General features: G+C 56.4%; 16 protein-coding genes and 2 tRNA genes. 5 read left to right on the top strand and 13 right to left on the bottom strand.

Features of this window, described 5'->3' with window-relative positions:
• The 6 genes from KDX37_RS24895 to KDX37_RS24915 all read right to left on the bottom strand — a co-directional run.
• On the bottom strand, positions 1-579 hold a 579-nt coding region (locus KDX37_RS24895), incomplete at its 3' end, for an IS66 family transposase (RefSeq protein WP_231655749.1).
• A gap of 18 nt (positions 580-597) precedes the next feature.
• Positions 598-957, bottom strand: a complete 360-nt coding sequence (gene tnpB / locus KDX37_RS24900) for an IS66 family insertion sequence element accessory protein TnpB (RefSeq protein ID WP_231655750.1) — start codon at positions 955-957, stop codon at positions 598-600.
• 384 nt (positions 958-1,341) lie between these two features.
• On the bottom strand, positions 1,342-1,818 hold the full coding sequence (locus tag KDX37_RS24905) for a hypothetical protein (protein ID WP_231655752.1): 477 nt from the start codon (positions 1,816-1,818) through the stop codon (positions 1,342-1,344).
• A 74-nt stretch (positions 1,819-1,892) separates the two neighbouring features.
• Positions 1,893-2,027, bottom strand: coding sequence for a hypothetical protein (locus KDX37_RS29455; protein ID WP_264759378.1), 135 nt, complete (start codon positions 2,025-2,027; stop codon positions 1,893-1,895).
• A complete protein-coding gene (locus KDX37_RS24910) occupies positions 2,002-2,544 on the bottom strand; it encodes a hypothetical protein (protein WP_231655754.1) in 543 nt (180 codons plus the stop codon). The genes KDX37_RS29455 and KDX37_RS24910 overlap by 26 nt, the downstream gene beginning before the upstream one ends.
• Positions 2,545-2,947: 403 nt before the next feature.
• Complete coding sequence (locus tag KDX37_RS24915; protein WP_231655755.1) at positions 2,948-4,435, bottom strand: SulP family inorganic anion transporter; 1,488 nt, start codon at positions 4,433-4,435, stop codon at positions 2,948-2,950.
• 199 nt (positions 4,436-4,634) lie between these two features.
• Here KDX37_RS24915 and KDX37_RS24920 point away from each other — a divergent pair, with 199 nt between their 5' ends.
• Together KDX37_RS24920 and KDX37_RS24925 are read left to right on the top strand one after the other, a co-directional pair.
• Complete coding sequence (locus KDX37_RS24920; protein ID WP_231655757.1) at positions 4,635-4,931, top strand: hypothetical protein; 297 nt, start codon at positions 4,635-4,637, stop codon at positions 4,929-4,931.
• Between the two features lie 46 nt (positions 4,932-4,977).
• A complete protein-coding gene (locus KDX37_RS24925) occupies positions 4,978-6,873 on the top strand; it encodes a potassium transporter Kup (protein WP_231655759.1) in 1,896 nt (631 codons plus the stop codon).
• A 102-nt stretch (positions 6,874-6,975) separates the two neighbouring features.
• Here the strand turns inward: KDX37_RS24925 and KDX37_RS24930 are convergent, their stop codons facing one another.
• From KDX37_RS24930 to KDX37_RS24945, 4 genes are all read right to left on the bottom strand, one after another.
• On the bottom strand, positions 6,976-8,307 hold the full coding sequence (locus KDX37_RS24930; RefSeq protein ID WP_231655760.1) for a virulence factor family protein: 1,332 nt from the start codon (positions 8,305-8,307) through the stop codon (positions 6,976-6,978).
• A complete protein-coding gene (gene mprF, locus KDX37_RS24935; protein ID WP_231655762.1) occupies positions 8,307-10,949 on the bottom strand; it encodes a bifunctional lysylphosphatidylglycerol flippase/synthetase MprF in 2,643 nt (880 codons plus the stop codon). The genes KDX37_RS24930 and mprF overlap by 1 nt, the downstream gene beginning before the upstream one ends.
• A 351-nt stretch (positions 10,950-11,300) precedes the next feature.
• Positions 11,301-11,377 (bottom strand) — tRNA-Met (locus KDX37_RS24940).
• 204 nt (positions 11,378-11,581) lie between these two features.
• Positions 11,582-11,658 (bottom strand) — tRNA-Met (locus KDX37_RS24945).
• A gap of 259 nt (positions 11,659-11,917) precedes the next feature.
• Here KDX37_RS24945 and dinB point away from each other — a divergent pair.
• On the top strand, positions 11,918-12,979 hold the full coding sequence (dinB, locus tag KDX37_RS24950) for a DNA polymerase IV (protein ID WP_231655763.1): 1,062 nt from the start codon (positions 11,918-11,920) through the stop codon (positions 12,977-12,979).
• 36 nt (positions 12,980-13,015) lie between these two features.
• Here dinB and KDX37_RS24955 read toward each other — a convergent pair whose 3' ends face one another.
• The 3 genes from KDX37_RS24955 to KDX37_RS24965 all read right to left on the bottom strand — a co-directional run bounded on the left by KDX37_RS24955 (position 13,016) and on the right by KDX37_RS24965 (position 17,249).
• Entirely contained in the window at positions 13,016-13,972 is a 957-nt protein-coding gene (locus tag KDX37_RS24955; protein ID WP_231655765.1) for a hypothetical protein, read from the bottom strand.
• A gap of 67 nt (positions 13,973-14,039) precedes the next feature.
• Positions 14,040-15,755, bottom strand: coding sequence for a proline--tRNA ligase (locus KDX37_RS24960; RefSeq protein WP_231655767.1), 1,716 nt, complete (start codon positions 15,753-15,755; stop codon positions 14,040-14,042).
• A 171-nt stretch (positions 15,756-15,926) separates the two neighbouring features.
• The gene (locus KDX37_RS24965) at positions 15,927-17,249 is read right to left on the bottom strand and encodes an OprD family porin (protein ID WP_231655769.1); all 1,323 of its coding nucleotides are present in this window, start codon (positions 17,247-17,249) and stop codon (positions 15,927-15,929) included.
• A gap of 987 nt (positions 17,250-18,236) precedes the next feature.
• Between KDX37_RS24965 and KDX37_RS24970 the strand changes: the two genes are divergently transcribed.
• Entirely contained in the window at positions 18,237-18,662 is a 426-nt protein-coding gene (locus tag KDX37_RS24970; protein ID WP_231655806.1) for an HIT domain-containing protein, read from the top strand.
• A 2-nt stretch (positions 18,663-18,664) separates the two neighbouring features.
• Positions 18,665-18,871, top strand: a complete 207-nt coding sequence (locus tag KDX37_RS24975) for a SlyX family protein (RefSeq protein WP_231655771.1) — start codon at positions 18,665-18,667, stop codon at positions 18,869-18,871.
• Positions 18,872-18,904 lie beyond the last annotated feature (33 nt).

Consider the following 18,904-nt stretch of genomic DNA (forward strand, 5'->3'; position numbering starts at 1 on the left):
CGGCAAGCCGTCCACATATTTAGTGGTCAGCAGCATCGCCAGAACACTCGGGCTGGCCATGCTTTTTTCAATCAGTTGAGCCGGTTTGTCCGCAGTGACCGGTGCTGTTTCGCAGTCGCGGCAACCGTAGACTTTACGAACATGCCTGATCACGCGGATCTGCATCGGCACGATTTCAAGTTGCTCGCTGACTTCCTCGCCAATCGTGTGTTTGCGACAGCCGCAGATACAAGTCAGCTCATGCTCGGGCAATTCGTGGATGACTTCGATACGCGGAAGATCGGCGGGCAGAGGCTTGCGCTTGCCACGCCGTTTGGCGGGAGCGACGACCTCTTCTTCAACGTTGTCGTCGATAGCTTCGACGACGCTCTCTGCTTCGTTGAAGAGGGCCAACTGCGGCGTGGCCGCATCGGCTGTTTGCTCGGACTTGCGACCAAACAGACGCTGGCGCAGTAGTGCGTTTTCTTCTTCGAGATGAACGATCTTGCCCTTGTCAGACGTGCGCTCGCGCAACATTTGCTCAAGCAGTTGCTTGAGCAAAACAGGATCGTCAGGAAGGTCTTTGGGCATGGAAATCATGCCCTGGATTATACCGAATCAGGCGACGAATCGCGGCGTCAAAACCTGATGAGGTCGGTTGCGCCAGAGGTCAAAACCGTCGAGCATCCAGTTGAGTTCCTGGACGGTCAGGACAATCGCCTCGTCGCTGACATCGGGCGATGTTTTGAAACGTTCGGATTCCAGACGCTTGAGCCAAAGGCAGAAGCCGTTTCGCTCCCAATACAAAATCTTAACCCGGTTGCGCGGCTTGTTGAGAAAGACGAAGAGCACCGGGTCGAAGACCGCTACCTTTATGTCCAGCTCGACCAGGGCAGCCAGGCCGTCGATGGACTTTCGGAAGTCGACCGGCTTGGGATACAGATACACTTTTTCGACTTTTGCATCGGGTCGCATCATGGCGAACGGGCTCCTGATAGAATCGGGAGCACAGCATCGGGCATCAACTGAGCATTTTGAATGTGGGGTTCATGGAGCGCTTACTAACCATCCAGTCCTAGACTCAAGCAATGCCTCCGCCGCATATGAACGCGCTCCGTCTGCCAGCTCCAGCAGATCGCTGAGATCGTCACGATTAATTACTTGGGATCGACAAAGGGCGTGAGCCGTTCTGCGTAGCCTCCTGTGCTGAGCACCAAGATTCTCCTGTAACGCGATGCTGTCGTTCAAGAGTAGTGTCCATGTCGCTATAGCAGCGGTTCGCTCAACGCTTGCCACATCCATAGTCTTAGCCTCTTCCCGCTATCGGTTATCTGTATGAATGAACAGTATAGCTTTTTTCGGTTATTCTGCTAGGAGGCAACACTCGAACTCGCGCTTAAGTTGATAACAAATGTTCTCGAAAATAACCACCAGAATAAAAAAACGGATGAAAAAGCACTTATCCCCCTCCCGCCGACGGGCTTTGCGTCCCCAAAAAGTGCAAACGCCGGGTGTGGTGCAACCAATGCTCCAGGGCACGCCGTCTGTGGGCTCGCACAGGGCAGCGGCCATTGCACTGCGTGCAAAGTTTTGCAGGGAAATGTCACGGGCTTGCACGACGCGCTGCAGGCTGCCCTGGGCGATCGATCTGGCGACAGGCCCGGCCCGCTTGGGTGAAAAATTGGAAAACAGGTGAAATGGATGATTTTCGAAAACCAGTGTGCCCGAAAAGTCTTTGGTATTGATAACGCAATGAAGCTGCCCTAAATGTCCTAGCCGCTTGAAATATGCGGTTCCTGGTGGGTTGCATGCCTCCTCGGCATTTGCACCGCTTTGCAATCGCTTGGTTCAGGAAAAGACTGAAATTACAGGCGAAAAAAAACCGCCTGAAAGGCGGCTTTTGGAATTCGTACTCACACAGATTTTTGTGGAGCTACCTGCTTGAGGGTACCAGCTTTAATCGCACGTTCGATTTTTTCGAAAGCATCGTTAAGGCGAGCTGCTTTCATTTTCTGCAGGTCCTTAATCGTGAGTCTTTCGGTAACCATGCCAATCTCCTTTGGATCGGTGGACGGGTGAAAAACCTATGGATGACGCAAGGCTACCACCAATCCGGTGGTACCACAAATTGAGCTTATCAATCCGTTTGTCCTCTTCAGCGCCCGCGATGAAATAGAACTCGTCTGCGGTGGGGCGGTAGCCTATGAAGGTTTGCACTGCTACAACCAGCAGTTCAGGTACGGTTTGCCTAAGGAGGTTGCGTGTAGTACCTGCTACCTGCAGTGGCGCAAAGCGGTTCTTTGAGAAGTACACACTGGCGGCTGCGTATTTCAGACTATATGCGTGCGAACTCAGATTATGGCCAGCGTCGGTTCTGATGATTCCGGTGTAGTGCGTAGCGACAGGGTCAGAGCTGATCAGACCGAAAATCATGATGAATCGTTCCCCTTGGCAGAGCAAAGGGACGTACCACTCATTCTCATCCTCCGGTGACTCGAAAACACCACCTACAAAGGGGCCATTCGTGCTCAAACCTTTGTACATCTGGGAGATAAGTTCGTCCATGTGTGCTCCGAAATCAGGGAGCGCATCCTAGCAGGGCAGGGGCTTGGGGTGAACCAATGCTGCCAGCAAAACGAGTAAAAGTGGCCGTGGTAAAGCAATTATCTTCAAAGTATAGGAAGGGTATCAATTGGGCAGCCCAGAGAGACAAATCCGACCTTTGGGGCGGACGGCGTGGTGACGGTGGACATGGCGAACCTCGGCGTGAATGTGCCTGGGCGATACGCGCGCAGACACCGATTGGGCGCTTGGTGCGCCTCTGATCAAAAAGTGCGCAATTCTAGCGGCGAGCGCGCACGATGACCAGCGTTTGGCGGAGAATTACGACGAGTGCTGTGTTAAATCCCCTGCGTGGTGGGTGTGCAGCTCTGACCCTGGATAGCCAGAGGGCTATTCATGCTGGCAGTCAGTGCCCCATCAGCGTGTCGATACCGTCCGGTTTGTCGTGCACGCCGAATCGGTCGACGAGGGTCGCGGTCGCCTGGTTCATGCCGATGACGTCGGCGGTGATGCCCTCTCGACGCAGTTTGAGGACCACTTTGTCCAGAGCCGCCACTGCGGTGATGTCCCAGAAGTGAGCGTCTCGCAGGTCTATGGTAAGCGTGTCCAGTTTCTCCTTGAGGTCGAACGCATTGGCAAACCGGTCTGCGGACCCGAAGAAAACCTGGCCAGTGACGTAGTATGTCCGGTGGCTGTGTTCAGGGTCATGTCTGGAGGTGACATCCAGGTAATGGCCTATTTTGTTGGCAAAGAACATGGCTGCCAGCAGAGTGCCCGCGATGACGCCATACGCGAGGTTATGCGTAGTGACCACTACTGCCACGGTGGTGACCATCACGATGTTCGTCGAGAGTGGATAGGTTTTCAGGTTGCGGATCGAGCTCCAGCTGAACGTGCTGATGGACACCATGATCATCACCGCAACCAGGGCCGCCATCGGAATGCGTGCCAGCCAATCGCCAAGAAACACGACCATTACGAGTAAAAGTACGCCTGCGCTCAGCGTGGACAGGCGCGTTCTGCCGCCGGATTTAACATTGATCATCGACTGTCCGATCATCGCGCAGCCTGCCATCCCGCCGATCAGGCCGGTAGCGATGTTCGCGATGCCCTGGCCTTTGCATTCCCGGTTCTTGTCGCTGCGGGTATCTGTCAGGTCATCAACGATGGTCGCTGTCATCATCGACTCCAGCAAACCGACCACCGCCAAAGCCGCTGAGTAGGGAAGGACGATCAGTAATGTCTCCATGTTCAGTGGCACGCTGGGCCACATGAATATCGGCAGGCTGTCCGGCAATGAACCCATGTCGCCGACGGTATGTATCTTCAGACCCTGATACATCGATACGGCTGTCAGCACCAGAATGCACACCAGTGGTGACGGCAATAACTTGCCCACGAACGGTACGCGTGGAAACAGATAAATAATCGCCAATCCAGCAGCGGTCATTGCATAGACTGGCCAAGTGACGCCTGTGAGTTCAGGTAGCTGCGCCATGAAGATCAGAATGGCGAGCGCATTGACGAAGCCCGTAACGACCGAGCGGGACACAAAGCGCATCAGCGCGCCCAATCGCAGGTAGCCAGCGATGATCTGCAGCAACCCGCATACCAGGGTTGCTGCCAGCAGGTACTGAAGCCCGTGGTCTTTTACCAGATTGACCATCAGCAGCGCCATTGCGCCGGTGGCGGCGGAGATCATCGCGGGGCGACCTCCGACAAACGCAATCACTGTGCAGATACAAAACGAGGCATAGAGACCGACTTCAGGGTCGACGCCGGAGATGATCGAGAAGGCAATCGCTTCCGGAATGAGGGCAAGTGCAACAACGAGACCGGCGAGCACATCCGCCTTTATGTTGGATAGCCAGTTGGCCTTGATCTTTTCAAACATTGATTCACCCATGGCAGGCACGGCATGACGCGCAGCGGCGAGCGCTGAACGGTGCGTGTGCAACTGTTTTTGACTGAGCTAGGGAGTGGGCTGCCGATATTGATCGGGCACAGCCGGATGCGACCGCAGTAGGTTGCGGTCAGGGTGTTGCGAGGGGGCGTAGCGCTAAGGCGGCGTAGGCAGCCAGTGGGTGCGGGACATGGCATTTCCTTGGGCAATTCTGGAAACCGGGCAAATGTTAACCGGTCCGCTGCGCCTGTTCAAACTTCAAGCGCCATTAACAGACGAGCGCGAGCAGGGAGTTTTGATCAGGCGGGCGTTACAAAAGAAAGGTCAAAGCCATGAGATGAGGTTGCTGATCCAGACACACCGCAAGACGAGTGCATGCGATGAGCAGCGTTTGAAAGAGAATTACAACGAGTGCTGCGTTATGCTTCGCGCCATCGCGCCCAGGCATGTCAATGTCTGGGTGAATCTGAATTGTTACGCGTTGTGAAGTTCAGAGTGCTTTGAACCTCATGTCTGGTTTCCGGGAGTAGTGGATGAGTCAAGCAAACAGTCATGCTGAGGGGGCAAGCGCTGCAAGGCCTGTTGGCTTGTTGATCGCGGCAGTGGGCGTCGTCTATGGCGACATTGGCACCAGCCCGCTGTATACGCTCAAGGAAGTGTTTCAGGGTGGCTATGGGGTCGAGGTGACACATGACGCGATTCTGGGCGTACTGTCGCTGATTTTTTGGTCGCTGATCTGGGTCGTCTCCTTCAAGTACATGGTCTTTATCCTGCGCGCCGACAACCAGGGCGAGGGCGGCATCATGGCCCTGACGGCGTTGGCGCGTCGTGCGTCGGCCAAGCATCCACGGCTGCAGATGATGATGGTGGTGTTCGGGTTGTTTGGCGCTGCGCTGTTCTATGGTGACAGCATGATCACCCCGGCGGTCTCGGTGTTGTCGGCGATGGAGGGGCTCGAGCTGGCATTCGATGGCCTGGAGCGCTGGATTGTGCCGATGGCGCTGGTGGTGCTGGTCGGTCTGTTCCTGATCCAGCGACATGGCACTGCGCGCATCGGAGTGCTGTTCGGCCCGGTCATGGTCACCTGGTTCGTGGTGCTGGGCGCGCTGGGCATCTACGGCATCATGCAGTCTCCGGAAGTGCTGCACGCTGTCAACCCAGTCTGGGGTGTACGATTCTTTGTCATCCATCCGGGCATTGGCGTCGCCATTCTGGGCGCCGTGGTGCTGGCGTTGACCGGTGCCGAAGCGCTTTACGCCGACATGGGGCACTTTGGACGCAAGCCGATCTCGCGTGCATGGTTCATCCTGGTTCTGCCTGCCCTGTTGCTCAATTACTTCGGGCAGGGGGCTTTGGTGCTGGGTAATCCTGAGGCTGTCCGCAACCCGTTCTATCTGCTGGCGCCTGCCTGGGCCTTGCTGCCGTTGATCGGCCTGTCGACCATGGCAACCGTGATTGCTTCGCAGGCAGTGATTTCCGGGGCGTTCTCCATGACGCTTCAGGCCATCCAGTTGGGTTACATCCCTCGGATGTACATCCAGCACACGTCCAGCGATGCGCAGGGCCAGATTTACATCGGTGCTGTGAACTGGGCGTTGATGGCGGGTGTGATCCTGCTGGTGATCGGCTTTGAGTCCTCAGGCGCGCTGGCATCTGCATACGGCGTTGCAGTGACCGGAACCATGCTGTGCACCACGATTCTGGTGTCGACTGTCATGTTGATGCTCTGGAAATGGCCGCCGCTGCTGGCGGTGCCGTTGTTGCTGTGTCTGTTGCTGGTGGACGGTCTGTTCTTCGCGGCCAACGTGCCGAAGATCTTCCAGGGCGGGGCGTTTCCGGTGCTGGCCGGTGCTGTGCTGTTTATTCTCATGACCACCTGGAAGCGCGGCAAGCAGTTGCTGGCTGAGCGTATTGATGAGGGCGGGCTGCCTTTGCCGATCTTCATTGGCAGTATCCGGGTCCAGCCGCCGCATCGTGTTCAGGGTACTGCAGTGTTCCTGACTGCTCGTTCGGATGCTGTGCCGCACGCGCTGCTGCACAATATGCTGCACAACCAGGTGCTGCATGAGCAGGTGGTGCTGTTGACCGTGGTCTACGAGGATTCCCCTCGTGTGCCCGCCCAGCAGCGTTTCGAGGTGGAATCGTATGGCGAAGGTTTCTACCGGGTGATTCTGCATTTCGGGTTCATTGACGAGCCTGATGTGCCGGCTGCGCTGGCCTTGTGTCATCTGGCGGAGCTGGACTTCAGTCCGATGCGTACGACGTACTTCCTCAGTCGCGAGACGGTCATCCCGTCCAAGATGGACGGAATGGCACGCTGGCGGGAAGCCTTGTTCGCGTTCATGCTCAAGAACGCCAACGGCAACCTGCGCTTCTTCAAGCTGCCCTTCAACCGGGTGATTGAGCTGGGTACGCAGGTCGAGATGTAACCCGCTGCTGGCAAGACTGGCTGAACGGCAGGCAAAAAAATCCCGGCAACCTTACGGTGCCGGGATTTTTTATGGCAGGCACATCAGCTGCGATAGCGCATATTACTGAGCAGCTGTTTTGCCCTGACGCTTGTTGATCGCATCAATCAGGCGCTTGGCCAAGGCAGGGTAGTCTTCATCGAAGTGATGACCGCCCGGCAATTGAACCGCTTCGCCCACAGCTGTGGTATCGGTGCAGCCGCTGTCTTTCTTCTCTTCCACGCCGTACACGCAGAACACTTTGGCGGCGGGCAGCTTGGCCATTTCCTGGCCTGTGGTTGCTTCCTTGCCTGCGTTGCCGAGCCAGCCATCGACATGGATCTCGAAGCTGCCAGTCCGCGCGAACGCCAGCAGGATGATCGCATCGATACGGTTCTGGTCTTCGGTCGCCAGACGGTTGTAAATTGCAGGCATGACGTCAGCACCGAAGGAATAACCCGCGAGAATGAAGCGCTTGGTGCCCCATTTCTGACGATAGTGGTTCATCAGGTCGGTCAGGTCGACGGCAGTCTGCTCAGGCGTCTTGTGCTCCCAGTAGTAGCGCAGTACGTCGATACCGACCACTGGGTAACCCATCTTCGCCATATCGCCCGCCACGACCTTGTCCAGGTCGCGCCAGCCGCCGTCACCAGACATAAACAGCGTCACGGTGTCGGAGGGTTGGCTTGCTGGCACTTCAACCACCGGAATGCCCAGGCCGCCCGCGTCGTTTTCGCCCAGCAGCAAGTGGCGCAGTTCAGTGTTCAGAACCTGCGGCAGCGGAATGTCGTAATCGCTGATGCTGGTGTCGGCATTGGTCTGGTCGCGCACGAATGCAGCGCTCGGATCATCCGGCGCATCGTTCCAGGCAGCCAGCCAATGGCCGTGTGGCGCCTTTTGCGGCAGCGGCACGTCGCATATGCGCGGCGGGGTCTCGTCTTCTTCCAGCACCGGTGGCGGATTGGAAACGTGCTCCAGTGCAAAACCTACCGAGATCGCCTGAGCCTTGTCATTGGTCTGTTCGGCCAGCCAACGCCACGCCAGTGTCGCACCAGGCCCGATGCCGCCCACGACGAGGGCGGGACCGTCGAGTTTCTCCAGAGCGGCCTTGAAAGTCTTCTGCTGCATGACGCAATCGTCTTTTGGCAGCACGACCTGGATGATGCGAGCCGAGGCGTCCTTGCTGATCGCCAGCAATTGTTTGTCGGTCAGCATCTCTTCTGCGGTGACGGCCAGGGCAATGCGGGTCTTGATGCTTGTGGCCGGCGTCACGCTGATCAGCGGTGCACCGTCATCCAGGTCAAAGCGTTCCAGAGTGGCGGGTGGAGCGGGGCGGTTCCAGATCCAGGCTCCCAGTGCAGCCAATAGAAGAATTACCAGGGCGGCGAGCAAAAATCGCCAAAAGCGTCGAATCATCAGCGTTTCACCAATCCAGTCAGGCCGCCCGCAATCAGGGCGGCGGTGTCAGCCAGTGCGACAAGCGGATCGAGTCCGGCAGGCACGGCCATATAGCGGGGTTCCCAATCAGGCTGGAACTTGTCCTTGAAGCGGCGCAGCCCCTGGAAGTTGTATAGCTGTTCGCCACGGCGAAAGATCATTGATCCCAGTCGCTGTGTGATAGGGGCGCCCCGTCGTGGCTGCAGCCCCGACAAGGGGACCATGCCCAGGCTGAATCGGGCGTAGCCCTGAGCTTTGTAATGCAGGATCAATCCGACCATCATGAATTCCATGGTCAGCTTGGGAGCATCAGGGTGCGAGCGCATCAGGTCCAGGCTTGCCAGTTCAAGGCTGGTGGTTTCAAGCAGGTTGGCAAATGCGACAGGCTTGCCCTGGAAGTGAACGATGGCGATCCGGAAATACTTGAGGTATTCAGGATTGAAGCGGCCCAGCGAAAAACCTTTTTCACGCACGTTTTTGCCGGTCAGCCAAGCGTCCGAGATGACCTTGAGTTCATCGATGGGAGCCTGGCCGGTTTCGTAGATCTCCAGCGACAACCCGTCCCTGCCACCCCTGTTCCAGGTATAGCGAAGGTCTTTCATTTCCTTGCCTTTCGCTTCGATGTCAAAGCGACGCAAGTCAACCCGGGCTTCTTCACCCAGCTTGATGGCGGTCAGGCCGATGTCCATGTAGAACGGCAGATTTTCCGCACGGACCTGATAAAACACAGGGCGAGCATGGTGTACGTCGCACAGGTCACGAAATTGCCAGATCAGTTCGGCGCGTTGCTGAGTCGGGCCAATCGGGTCATAAAGCGCCACCAGGCTACGGCCACGGTGCGAGTACATCAGAAAGGCATTGCCAGCAGGGTGGAAAAGAATGGCCTTGTCGCCGGTCAGCACGAGTCCGCCGTCGGGTTGGCTGGAGGCCTTGAGAATCTCGGCGGCCTTGTCGAGGTCGGCGGCGTCCGGCAACTTGATCACGGGACGGGCCGTGCGCAGCAGCCAGGTCAGCGACACAACTACCAGCAGAACAGCGCTGCCCAGCGCCGAGCGCAGTCCGCGCGGGGCGTCGGCGTCCAGTGTGAACTGCCACCAGAGCTGATGGCTGTAGGGCACGTCCTGATAGGCGAACAACAGCAGCCAGATCGACGCACCTACAACGCACACGCTGGCGATCAGGTAGAGCGGCGAGAAGGGCAGTTCGAGCAGGCGACTGGGGCGATAGAACGAACGTCGGAAGGTCATCAACAGGCAGGCGGTCAGCAGCAGCAGGCTGGCCTCCTCCCAATCGAAGCCTTTGAGCATCGACAGCACAGCGCCGACCAGCAGCAGAATCACCGTCAGCACCCACGCAGCGGAGAGCCTTCGACGCAGGCCCTGAGCAAGCAACAGGCAAAGCACACCGACCAGGCTGGCGCCAAAATGCGAAGCGTCAATCAGTCGATGAGGAATCATGAAGCCGACGTTTTCAAGTCGGGTGTCAATTTCAGGGGTGGCACCAGAGAAGAGCAGCACCACCCCCGACAAGAAAACCAGGAGGGCCAGAATTGGCGCTGCCAACCCGGATGCAACGCGCATGGCTTGTCGTGTCGGCAGCAAGCGCTGCGCTTCGGTGAACAGTAGCGTGAGGCACGCCAGCAGCAGCGGCAGCACTACATAGATCAAACGGTACAGCAACAAGGCAGCTGCCAGTGGGGCCGCACCCAGCTCGTTGGCGAACGCGGCGAGAAGTATCGCCTCGAAAACACCGACACCGCCGGGTACATGACTGAGTACGCCTGCAGCCAGTGCCAGCAGATAAATAAGCATGAAGGCGCCCAGCGGCGGCGCCTGGGGCAGCAACAGATAAAGCACCAGTGCGGCAGCAGCGACGTCCAGTGCTGTGATAACCAGCTGAATCAGGGTCAGGCGCAGATCAGGAAGGCGCAGGGTGCGACGACCCAGGCGTACCAGAATGTTGTGCGGGATGTCCTGCTCTGGCAGACGTCGGCGATAAATTGCAACCGCCAGCAGAATGCTGCCTACCAGGACCGTAGTGGCAATTACGGCCAATACTTCAACCGGCAGCTTCAGGGCCAGCGATGCACCTGAGAGATTGCTCAGCGTTGCCAGCGCGGCCAGCGGCGGCAGTGCGCAGCCCAGCGAGAGGCTGGCGAACACCGTCATACGGGCGATTTCAATCGCGCCGATGCCGTGTCTGGAATACAGACGATAGCGCACCGATCCGCCCGACAGCATCGAAAGCCCGACAGCATTACCGATCGCAAAGGAGGTGAAACCTCCCAGAATCAGCGTCTTGGTGGGCAGGTCAACGTTGGCATAACGGCTGGCTGACAGTTCATAACCCATCAGGATCACATAGCCGATCACTGCCGCCAGTAACGCTCCGCCCAGTGAGGGCAGGGGTACGGCGAACAAGGAGTCGTGCAATGCATACCAGTCCATCTCGATAAGCATGTGACGACAGGCAATCAGGGCCAGGCCGAACAACAGCAGCATCACCGCAAGGCCGATTGGCTGACGATACTTGCTCAGCAGCTCGCGCCAATGCAGGCGCGCAGGTTTGCCAGGTTGGTCTGCATTCACGGTTTCATTGGAATCTGACGTGTTATCGCGCATCAATCACTCCTTGGATCGTGCGCGACAGGATGGAGGTATACAGCCAAGTTACCAATCCCTACGCAAAAAATATTTCAGGATGTTAGCGCGTCAACGTCTAACGAGCGAATAGCGAATGGAGCAGGGTGATGCTGTTCAGCTGTGATTCAGGTGAAATTCAGCTTAGTCATAAGCCTATCGGCCGAGCAGCTTAAAACTGTCGTAAAAGGAAACAATACGTTACATGCGTGATGAAAGGATGTCAGAGAGTGAACTAAATAGCCTTTTCTGTCAGGTGGTTAGCGCTGATCAGGCAGTTATTTCTGTCAGACACAAAAAAGGCCACTCTTTCGAGCAGCCTTTTTTGATGTTTGGTTGCGGGAGCCGGATTTGAACCGACGACCTTCGGGTTATGAGCCCGACGAGCTACCAGACTGCTCCATCCCGCGTCTGTGTGGCGGCATTCTACAGCCGAACGAAGAAGTGTCAACCCTTAATGCAGAAAACCGACAAATTAGTAGGTTGGCAGGTCATTGGTGGTTTAAGTGGGCGCCATGCAACGCTTTTGTTCCCTGGCGGATTCAGTCTGGTCGAGATGCCTTTTCATACGCGCACAAAAAAGGCCACTCTTTCGAGTAGCCTTTTTTGATGTTTGGTTGCGGGAGCCGGATTTGAACCGACGACCTTCGGGTTATGAGCCCGACGAGCTACCAGACTGCTCCATCCCGCGTCTGTGTGGCGGCATTCTACAGAGAGTAGCGGGCGTGTCAACGATTAGTTTTAAAAAAATGCTTCTCCTTCAATTGGTTAGCGAAGCGCTCAATACGCATTCAGGTGTTTGGGGCCGCGTGGGCAGGGCGTGAGCGTTGTTTGCCTGGCCCACGAGGTGAGCGGGCTGGCATTTCATCGCGGACTTGCAGGATGAGGCGTGTCACTTTTCGATACCGGTGAGATACTGCGCAGCCACAGCTTTCAAATTTCAGCAGGTCATGACGCAACGCAAAATCATCCACATCGACTGTGATTGCTTTTATGCAGCCATCGAAATGCGTGACGACCCCAGTCTGGCGGCCAAGCCACTGGCAGTCGGCGGCTCGGCGGAGAGGCGAGGGGTGATTGCGACCTGTAATTATGAGGCCAGGGCATTCGGGGTTCGCTCTGCCATGTCTTCGCGTCATGCACTGAAGCTTTGCCCTGATCTGACCATCGTGAAGCCGCGCATGGATGCTTATAAAGAAGCATCGCGGGAAATCCACACCATCTTTCGTGATTACACCGACCTGATCGAGCCGCTTTCGCTTGATGAGGCCTTTCTCGACGTTTCCGACGCCAGTCACTTTTCGGGCAGCGCGACGCGTATCGCTCAGGACATTCGGCGCAGGGTCTCGAATCAGTTGCATATCACTGTTTCAGCGGGAGTCGCGCCCAACAAATTCCTCGCCAAAATCGCCAGCGACTGGAAAAAGCCCAACGGGCTGTTCGTCATTACGCCTGATCAGGTCGAAGATTTCGTGGCTTCGCTGCCTGTGAACAAATTGCATGGTGTTGGCAAAGTTACCGCTGACAAGCTGGGACGTCTGGGGATTGTCGATTGCGCCGATTTGCGCAGCCGCAACAAGTTGTCGTTGGTAAGAGAGTTCGGGAGCTTCGGCGAGCGGCTTTGGAGCCTTGCACACGGGATCGATGATCGTCCCGTCCAGAATGACAGCAGGCGCCAGTCGGTCAGTGTCGAAAACACTTACGATACGGACTTGCCTGATTTGGCCAGCTGTCTGGCAAAGCTGCCCGCTTTATTGGAAACGTTGACCAATCGCATGGCGCGCATGGAGGGGCAGTACAAACCCGGCAAGCCATTCGTGAAGGTGAAGTTTCACGACTTTACGCAGACCACGCTTGAACAGACCGGGGCTGGTCGTGACCTTGGCAGTTATGAGCAATTGCTGGCTCAGGCTTTTGCGCGGGGAAGCAAGCCGGTCCGACTCTTGGGCGTAGGTGTGCGCCTGCATGACATGCGCGCAGCCCATGAGCAACTGGAGCTGTTCAACCGATGAGTCGCAGGCTCCGCAGCATTGCGGAGCGTTTAACCTTCAAGGCGCCTCTGCAGGTACTGCAACCAGACGGCCAGCGTCCTTGGCGAGCGATTTCAGAAATTCGTTTTGCAGTTGCGGATCGTTGCGCGTCAGTTCGATCAGGCTCTGTTCCAGTTCGCTGGCTTCTTCTTCGAGACCCATGTCTGAAAGACGCTTGACCCGATGAACCCACTGACTGACCTCGTCGTCTTCCAGGTCGTCATAAATCAAGGCGTGCGCTTCAAGCAGCTTGCCTCGCAACGAATGACTGATCGGCAGGCTGGTGTTGGCGTGCGCGTTGTCCTGCTCGTCTTCGACATTGATATACAGGCGGGTGACGCGACTGAGATCCTGCTCGGCGAACGGGCTGTCCAGCAGATTGAGCCTCAGTACGCCATTGCGATCGGTGCTCAACTCGTGCGTTTCCGCGCCGGCCTTTACCATCACCGAGCGCTCGTTCCAGGGCAGAGTAGAGTTTTCGATTCTCTTGTCTTTCTGGACCTCGTCTATACCGGCGAGATTCTGCTGGGCGCGCCCATGAGAAGGTGCGTTCATGAACGGGTTCAGGCCAGCGACGCCATAGCTGATCAAGTCTTTGGTCATGCTTTCTGGAAGGCTGCCCAATGCAAAGACGTTGACCACATTTGCGCCGATGCCTGCCACGACCGCAACAGCGCCCAGCGGGATTTCGTACACTTCGCGCCAGGGTTGGTAGGGTGTGTAGCGATCGTAATGGCGGGTCACCTCAAAGTCAGTGACCTCGAACGACTTGTGTTCGTGAATCCGTACGCGCCGTTGTGGCAGCTCAAGTGTCTTGGGCTCACCAATGTCGATCTGTACGGTGTGCTCGAGCAGTTTGCGTTCGACGCGTTCTTCGTGCTCGCTGCGCTGTGACAATTGATTGGCACAACCGCCAACGAGGAAAGTGCCGCACAGTACGGCACTGCCGAGGCTTAGAGTGCTTCGTTTGAGCATGGGATCTCTTGATGCGGATGGGGCAGGTGATGAGCGGAGCACCGACAATGCCGGTGCTCCTTTTTACTCAGCGTTTCACTCGGCCCTTGATGAACGAAAGCACATCCGCGACTGCAATGGCTTGAGGTTGCGATTCGGTACGGCTCTTGTATTCCAGATTGCCTTCGGCAAGGCTGCGGTCGCTGACGACGATGCGATGCGGAATCCCGATCAGCTCCATATCGGCAAACTTGATGCCGGGGCTGGTCTTTTTGTCGCGATCATCGAGAAGCACCTCAAAGCCAGCCGCCTTCAGCTCGGCATACAGCTTGTCGGTGGCTTCACGAACGGCATCCGTTTCATAACGCAGCGGAACCAGGGCGATCTGGAAAGGTGCAAGAGTATCGTTCCAGATGATGCCGTTTTCATCGCTGTTTTGCTCGATAGCGGCTGCAACGACGCGGGAAACGCCGATGCCGTAGCAACCCATTGACAAGTTGACCGGCTTGCCGTTCTCGCCCAGCACCTGACACTTCATCGCTTCGCTGTACTTGGTGCCCAGCTGGAAGATATGGCCCACTTCTATGCCGCGCTTGATTTCAAGCGTGCCTTTGCCATCCGGGCTTGGGTCGCCGGCGACGACATTGCGCAGGTCAGCAATGGCCGGAATCGGCAGATCCCGCTCCCAGTTGACGCCAAAGTAGTGCTTGTCATCAATATTGGCGCCGACGCCGAAGTCGCTCATGAACGCGACAGAGCGGTCAATGACGCATGGGAATGGCAGGTTCAGCGGGCCCAGAGAGCCTGCGCCTGCGCCAATCGCGTCACGCAGTTCGGCTTCGGATGCCATGACCAGCGGGCTGGCAACCTGCTCCAGTTTGCTGGCCTTGATTTCATTGAGTTCGTGGTCGCCACGAATGATCAAGGCAATCAGCTTGCCTTCTTCTGCGGCATGCACCACCAGTGTCTTGACCGTTTTTTCGATTGGCAGGCTGTAGCCTTCTACCAGTTGAGCAATGGTCTTGGCATTGGGTGTGTCGACCAGGCGAAGCTCTTGCGTTGCAGCCGGGCGAACCTTCTCGCGCGGAACAGCTTCGGCCTTCTCGATGTTGGCGGCGTAATCGGAGCCGTCACTGAACACGATATCGTCTTCGCCGGACTCGGCCAATACGTGGAACTCGTGTGAGCCTGCGCCACCGATGGAGCCGTTGTCAGCCTCGACCGGGCGGAATTTCAGGCCCAGGCGCGTGAATACATTGCTGTAAGCCAGGTGCATGCGGTCGTAGGTTTCTTGCAGCGAGGCGTGATCGGCATGGAACGAGTAGGCGTCCTTCATGACGAATTCGCGGCCGCGCATCAGGCCGAAGCGCGGGCGGATCTCGTCGCGGAATTTGGTCTGGATCTGATACATGTTGATCGGCAGCTGTTTATAGCTGTTGAGCTCATTGCGTGCCAGATCAGTGATCACTTCTTCGTGCGTCGGACCCAGACAGAACTCACGGTTGTGACGGTCTACCAGACGCATCAATTCCGGACCGTATTGTTCCCAGCGGCCTGACTCCTGCCACAACTCTGCGGGCTGGATGCCAGGCATCAGCACTTCGAGAGCACCGGCGGCGTCCATTTCTTCGCGGACGATGGCTTCAACCTTGCGCAATACACGCAGGCCCATGGGCAGCCATGTGTACAGGCCGGAGGCCAGTTTGCGGATCATGCCAGCACGCAGCATCAGCTGATGGCTGACCACGACCGCATCGGAAGGGGTTTCTTTCTGTGTGGCGAGCAAAAATTGACTGGTGCGCATGGTTGGCCGTTGTCGGTTGCTGTGACTGGAAATGACCTGGCATTGTACGGCGGTGTGCCGATGACGTACAGGGCGCGTCAGGCATGCAGCCCTCTGGAAGGTGCTTTGCAGCGCGCATGAAAAAACCCGGCATGCGCCGGGTTTTTTCTTTTACCGAGTACCGAATCGCGATTACAGAACCGAAATCGGGTAGTCGACGATCAGGCGGAACTCATTGACATCGCCTTCGCCCTGGTCAGCATTGGCGCGGTGCCATGCTTGACGGATGCGGAAGGAAAGATCTTTGGCCGGGCCTGTTTGAAGCACGTACTTGGCTTCAAGGTTGGTCTCGTGGTGCTCGCCATCTGCGCCGTACAGGCCAGCGTAAGCGCTACCGCCTGGGGTTTTGGTGCCGTCGATGTCAGTACCCTTGACGTAACGGGTCATGAAACTCAAGCCTGGAACGCCATAAGGTGCCATGTTCAGGTCGTAGCGAGCCTGATACGATTTTTCGCCCGGACCGTTGAAGTCGGAGTACTGAATCGAGTTGTTCAGGAAGATCGAGTCGCCACCACGGTTGTTGTCACCAATACCGATGTAGTCGAATGGGGTGTCGCCGTTGACTTTCTGGAAGGCCAGAGTAACGGTGTGAGCAGCCAGGAACGAGTAGGCAACCGAGCCGGAGAACGCGGTATTGCTGATCGAACCTGCTTTGGCGCTACCTTCATCGACTGTGCGGTAGATGTTGCCGTCGAAAGCCAGCGACTGATCGCCGCCCAGTGGCAGTGCGTAGTTCACGTTACCGTAGTACTGGTCCCACACGTCCTCGAGCTTGGCGGCATAGAAGCCGACGCCCAGGCTGTCGGTGATAGCGTATTTACCGCCAGCGAAATCAGCGCTGTTGGCACGAACGCCAGCGTAGTTGGCGAAGATGCTGCCGCCGTGGCTGGTGTCGTCCTGGCTGGTGCCGGAGTAGAAGTGACCTGCTTCAACGTCCAGACCTTTGATTTCGCTGCTCTGAAGGCTGATACCGCTGGCCGTCTGAGGCAACAGACGCGAACCGCCGACTGCGAATACCGGGCTGGTTGGCTGCATGTCGCCGACTTTCAGCTCAGTCTTGGAGATGCGGAATTTAACAGCGCCGCCAGCTTTGCTTTGGGTGTTTTCGTTGTTACCGGCCGAATCGGTGATCAGGTTACCCGAACCCGAATACTTGTCAGGACCCCAAAGCTTCACGCCAGCGTAAGCGAACGCTTCAACGCCGACGCCGATGGTGCCTTGAGTGTAACCGGTGCTGAAATTGGCCCAGATACCTTGGGTCCAGTCACGATCGTCCTGAGCGCCTGCTTTCTTGTCACGGTTGTAATAGTAATTGCGCAATTTCAGGTCAAGAGTGCTGCCTTCAACAAAGCCTTTGGCCTCAGCCTGGTCACTGACGAACGGTGCAGCTGTAGCCAGTTGGGTGCTGGCTGCAGTAACGGCCAGTGCGATTGCGCTCCACTTCATCACTCTCATCGTGATTGCTCCTTTGGTTTTTAGAAGAGTTTCTATGCCGTCCCACCTGTTTTTTTATCTGGGCGGCTCTTTCTATTTTTGTCGGCGGAAAATCTACATCACGCTGACTGTGGTTACGATAGTTACAACCCTATCCTTGCAAAAACTTTACGGCGGTGTCGCTGAACGTCTCATCCCTGTCGCAATTGCAGGGCTTTTACTGCCCTGGCGTAGCCCCGTCGAAGCATTCGCGTCCTGTAACGGGCTATGCCCGTCCGCAAACAGTGTTGCAAAAGCCTGTGTCGGGGCCGCGACCTGTTTTTTCCCTTGGTCATGCCGTCTCTGTTTTCCGCCAGAAGCGTCTCGACCATATGGGTGATATAGCAACAAGCGTGCACAAAGTTCCTGTAAATAGAAAAAATTTGTGAAAAATCAGAATTCAGGTTGTTTTTGTTTCGTAACTATATGTTTTTTAAGTGTTTTATTGATGGAAAAAAATAACGTCCTTTGGGCCTCTCACCTTTTGACGAAGCGTCTGATACCAAATCTGTTACCTCACACCCCGGTATTTGAGTAAATCGCCCCTGTGAGGTGTTGCTCCTGCAACATCAGTGTGTGTTTTTGGTGCATTTTGTTCTCCTTTCGCCAGAAGCTGGAGCAGGCCTTTTCTGCATGGCTATGGTGAGGGCGACCGTGTTTCATTTTCATGACCCAAACTCAGGCATTCATTACGGTTTCGTATCCGAAAATGAAATTACCTGCATTTGTTGAGGGTTCCGGGTTTCCAGTGCAGGGTTCAAATCAGTGCGTAGCAAGGAAAAAAGGCAACATGATGGTGCGCTGAGGGTTTTTTGATCGGGAGTCTGATCTTTTGAGGCTGCCCGGCGGTGCGCCCGCCGTTGAGGGATGAAGCGTTACCTGATCACGCGTATCCTGCCGATTGTTACGGGGTGCCTTGTTACCGACCGGGCCAGCCTGTCATTTACCTGGCAATCAGGAGTTTCTATCGTGTTCGTTCTGGATTCACGTCTTCATCAAGACACGTTGCCTATTGGCGACTTCGCGCTGTGCCGTTTGCTGCTGTCCAATGATACGAACTACCCATGGTTCATTCTGGTGCCGCGCCGCGCTGATATCACAGAGATGTTCGATCTCGATGCAGAGGATCAGCTCGCGTTGTGGAAAGAAACCTCCGAGCTCTCGAAGGTGTTAAAAACCGTCTTCGACGCTGATAAACTCAACATCGCGGCGCTTGGCAATGTCGTGAGTCAGCTCCATATGCATGTGATCGTGCGCAAGCGTGACGACGTGGCGTGGCCGGCGCCGGTATGGGGCAAGCACCCGGCGGTCGCCTACACCGATGAGCAGTTCGCTGAAATCTGTCAGCGGCTGCGGTCGGTCCTGATCAATGATTTTCGATTTGAGGGAGAGTGATCATGAGCCTTGATGAGCGAGTCATGGAGTTGGAAAGCCGCCTTGCGTTTCAGGATGACACTATCCAGGCATTGAATGATGTGTTGGTGGTGCAGCGGCGAGAGCTTGACCATCTGAAGCAGCAAATGGCAGCAATGCTCAAGCGACAGGAAGAAATGGGCAGTCAGTTCGATACGTTCGAAGATGATGTTCCGCCGCCTCATTATTAAGCAGCGCAAGCGTGCAGGCATAAAAAAACCGCG

The organism is Pseudomonas californiensis, from assembly GCF_021147775.1.
Lineage (GTDB): Bacteria > Pseudomonadota > Gammaproteobacteria > Pseudomonadales > Pseudomonadaceae > Aquipseudomonas > Aquipseudomonas californiensis.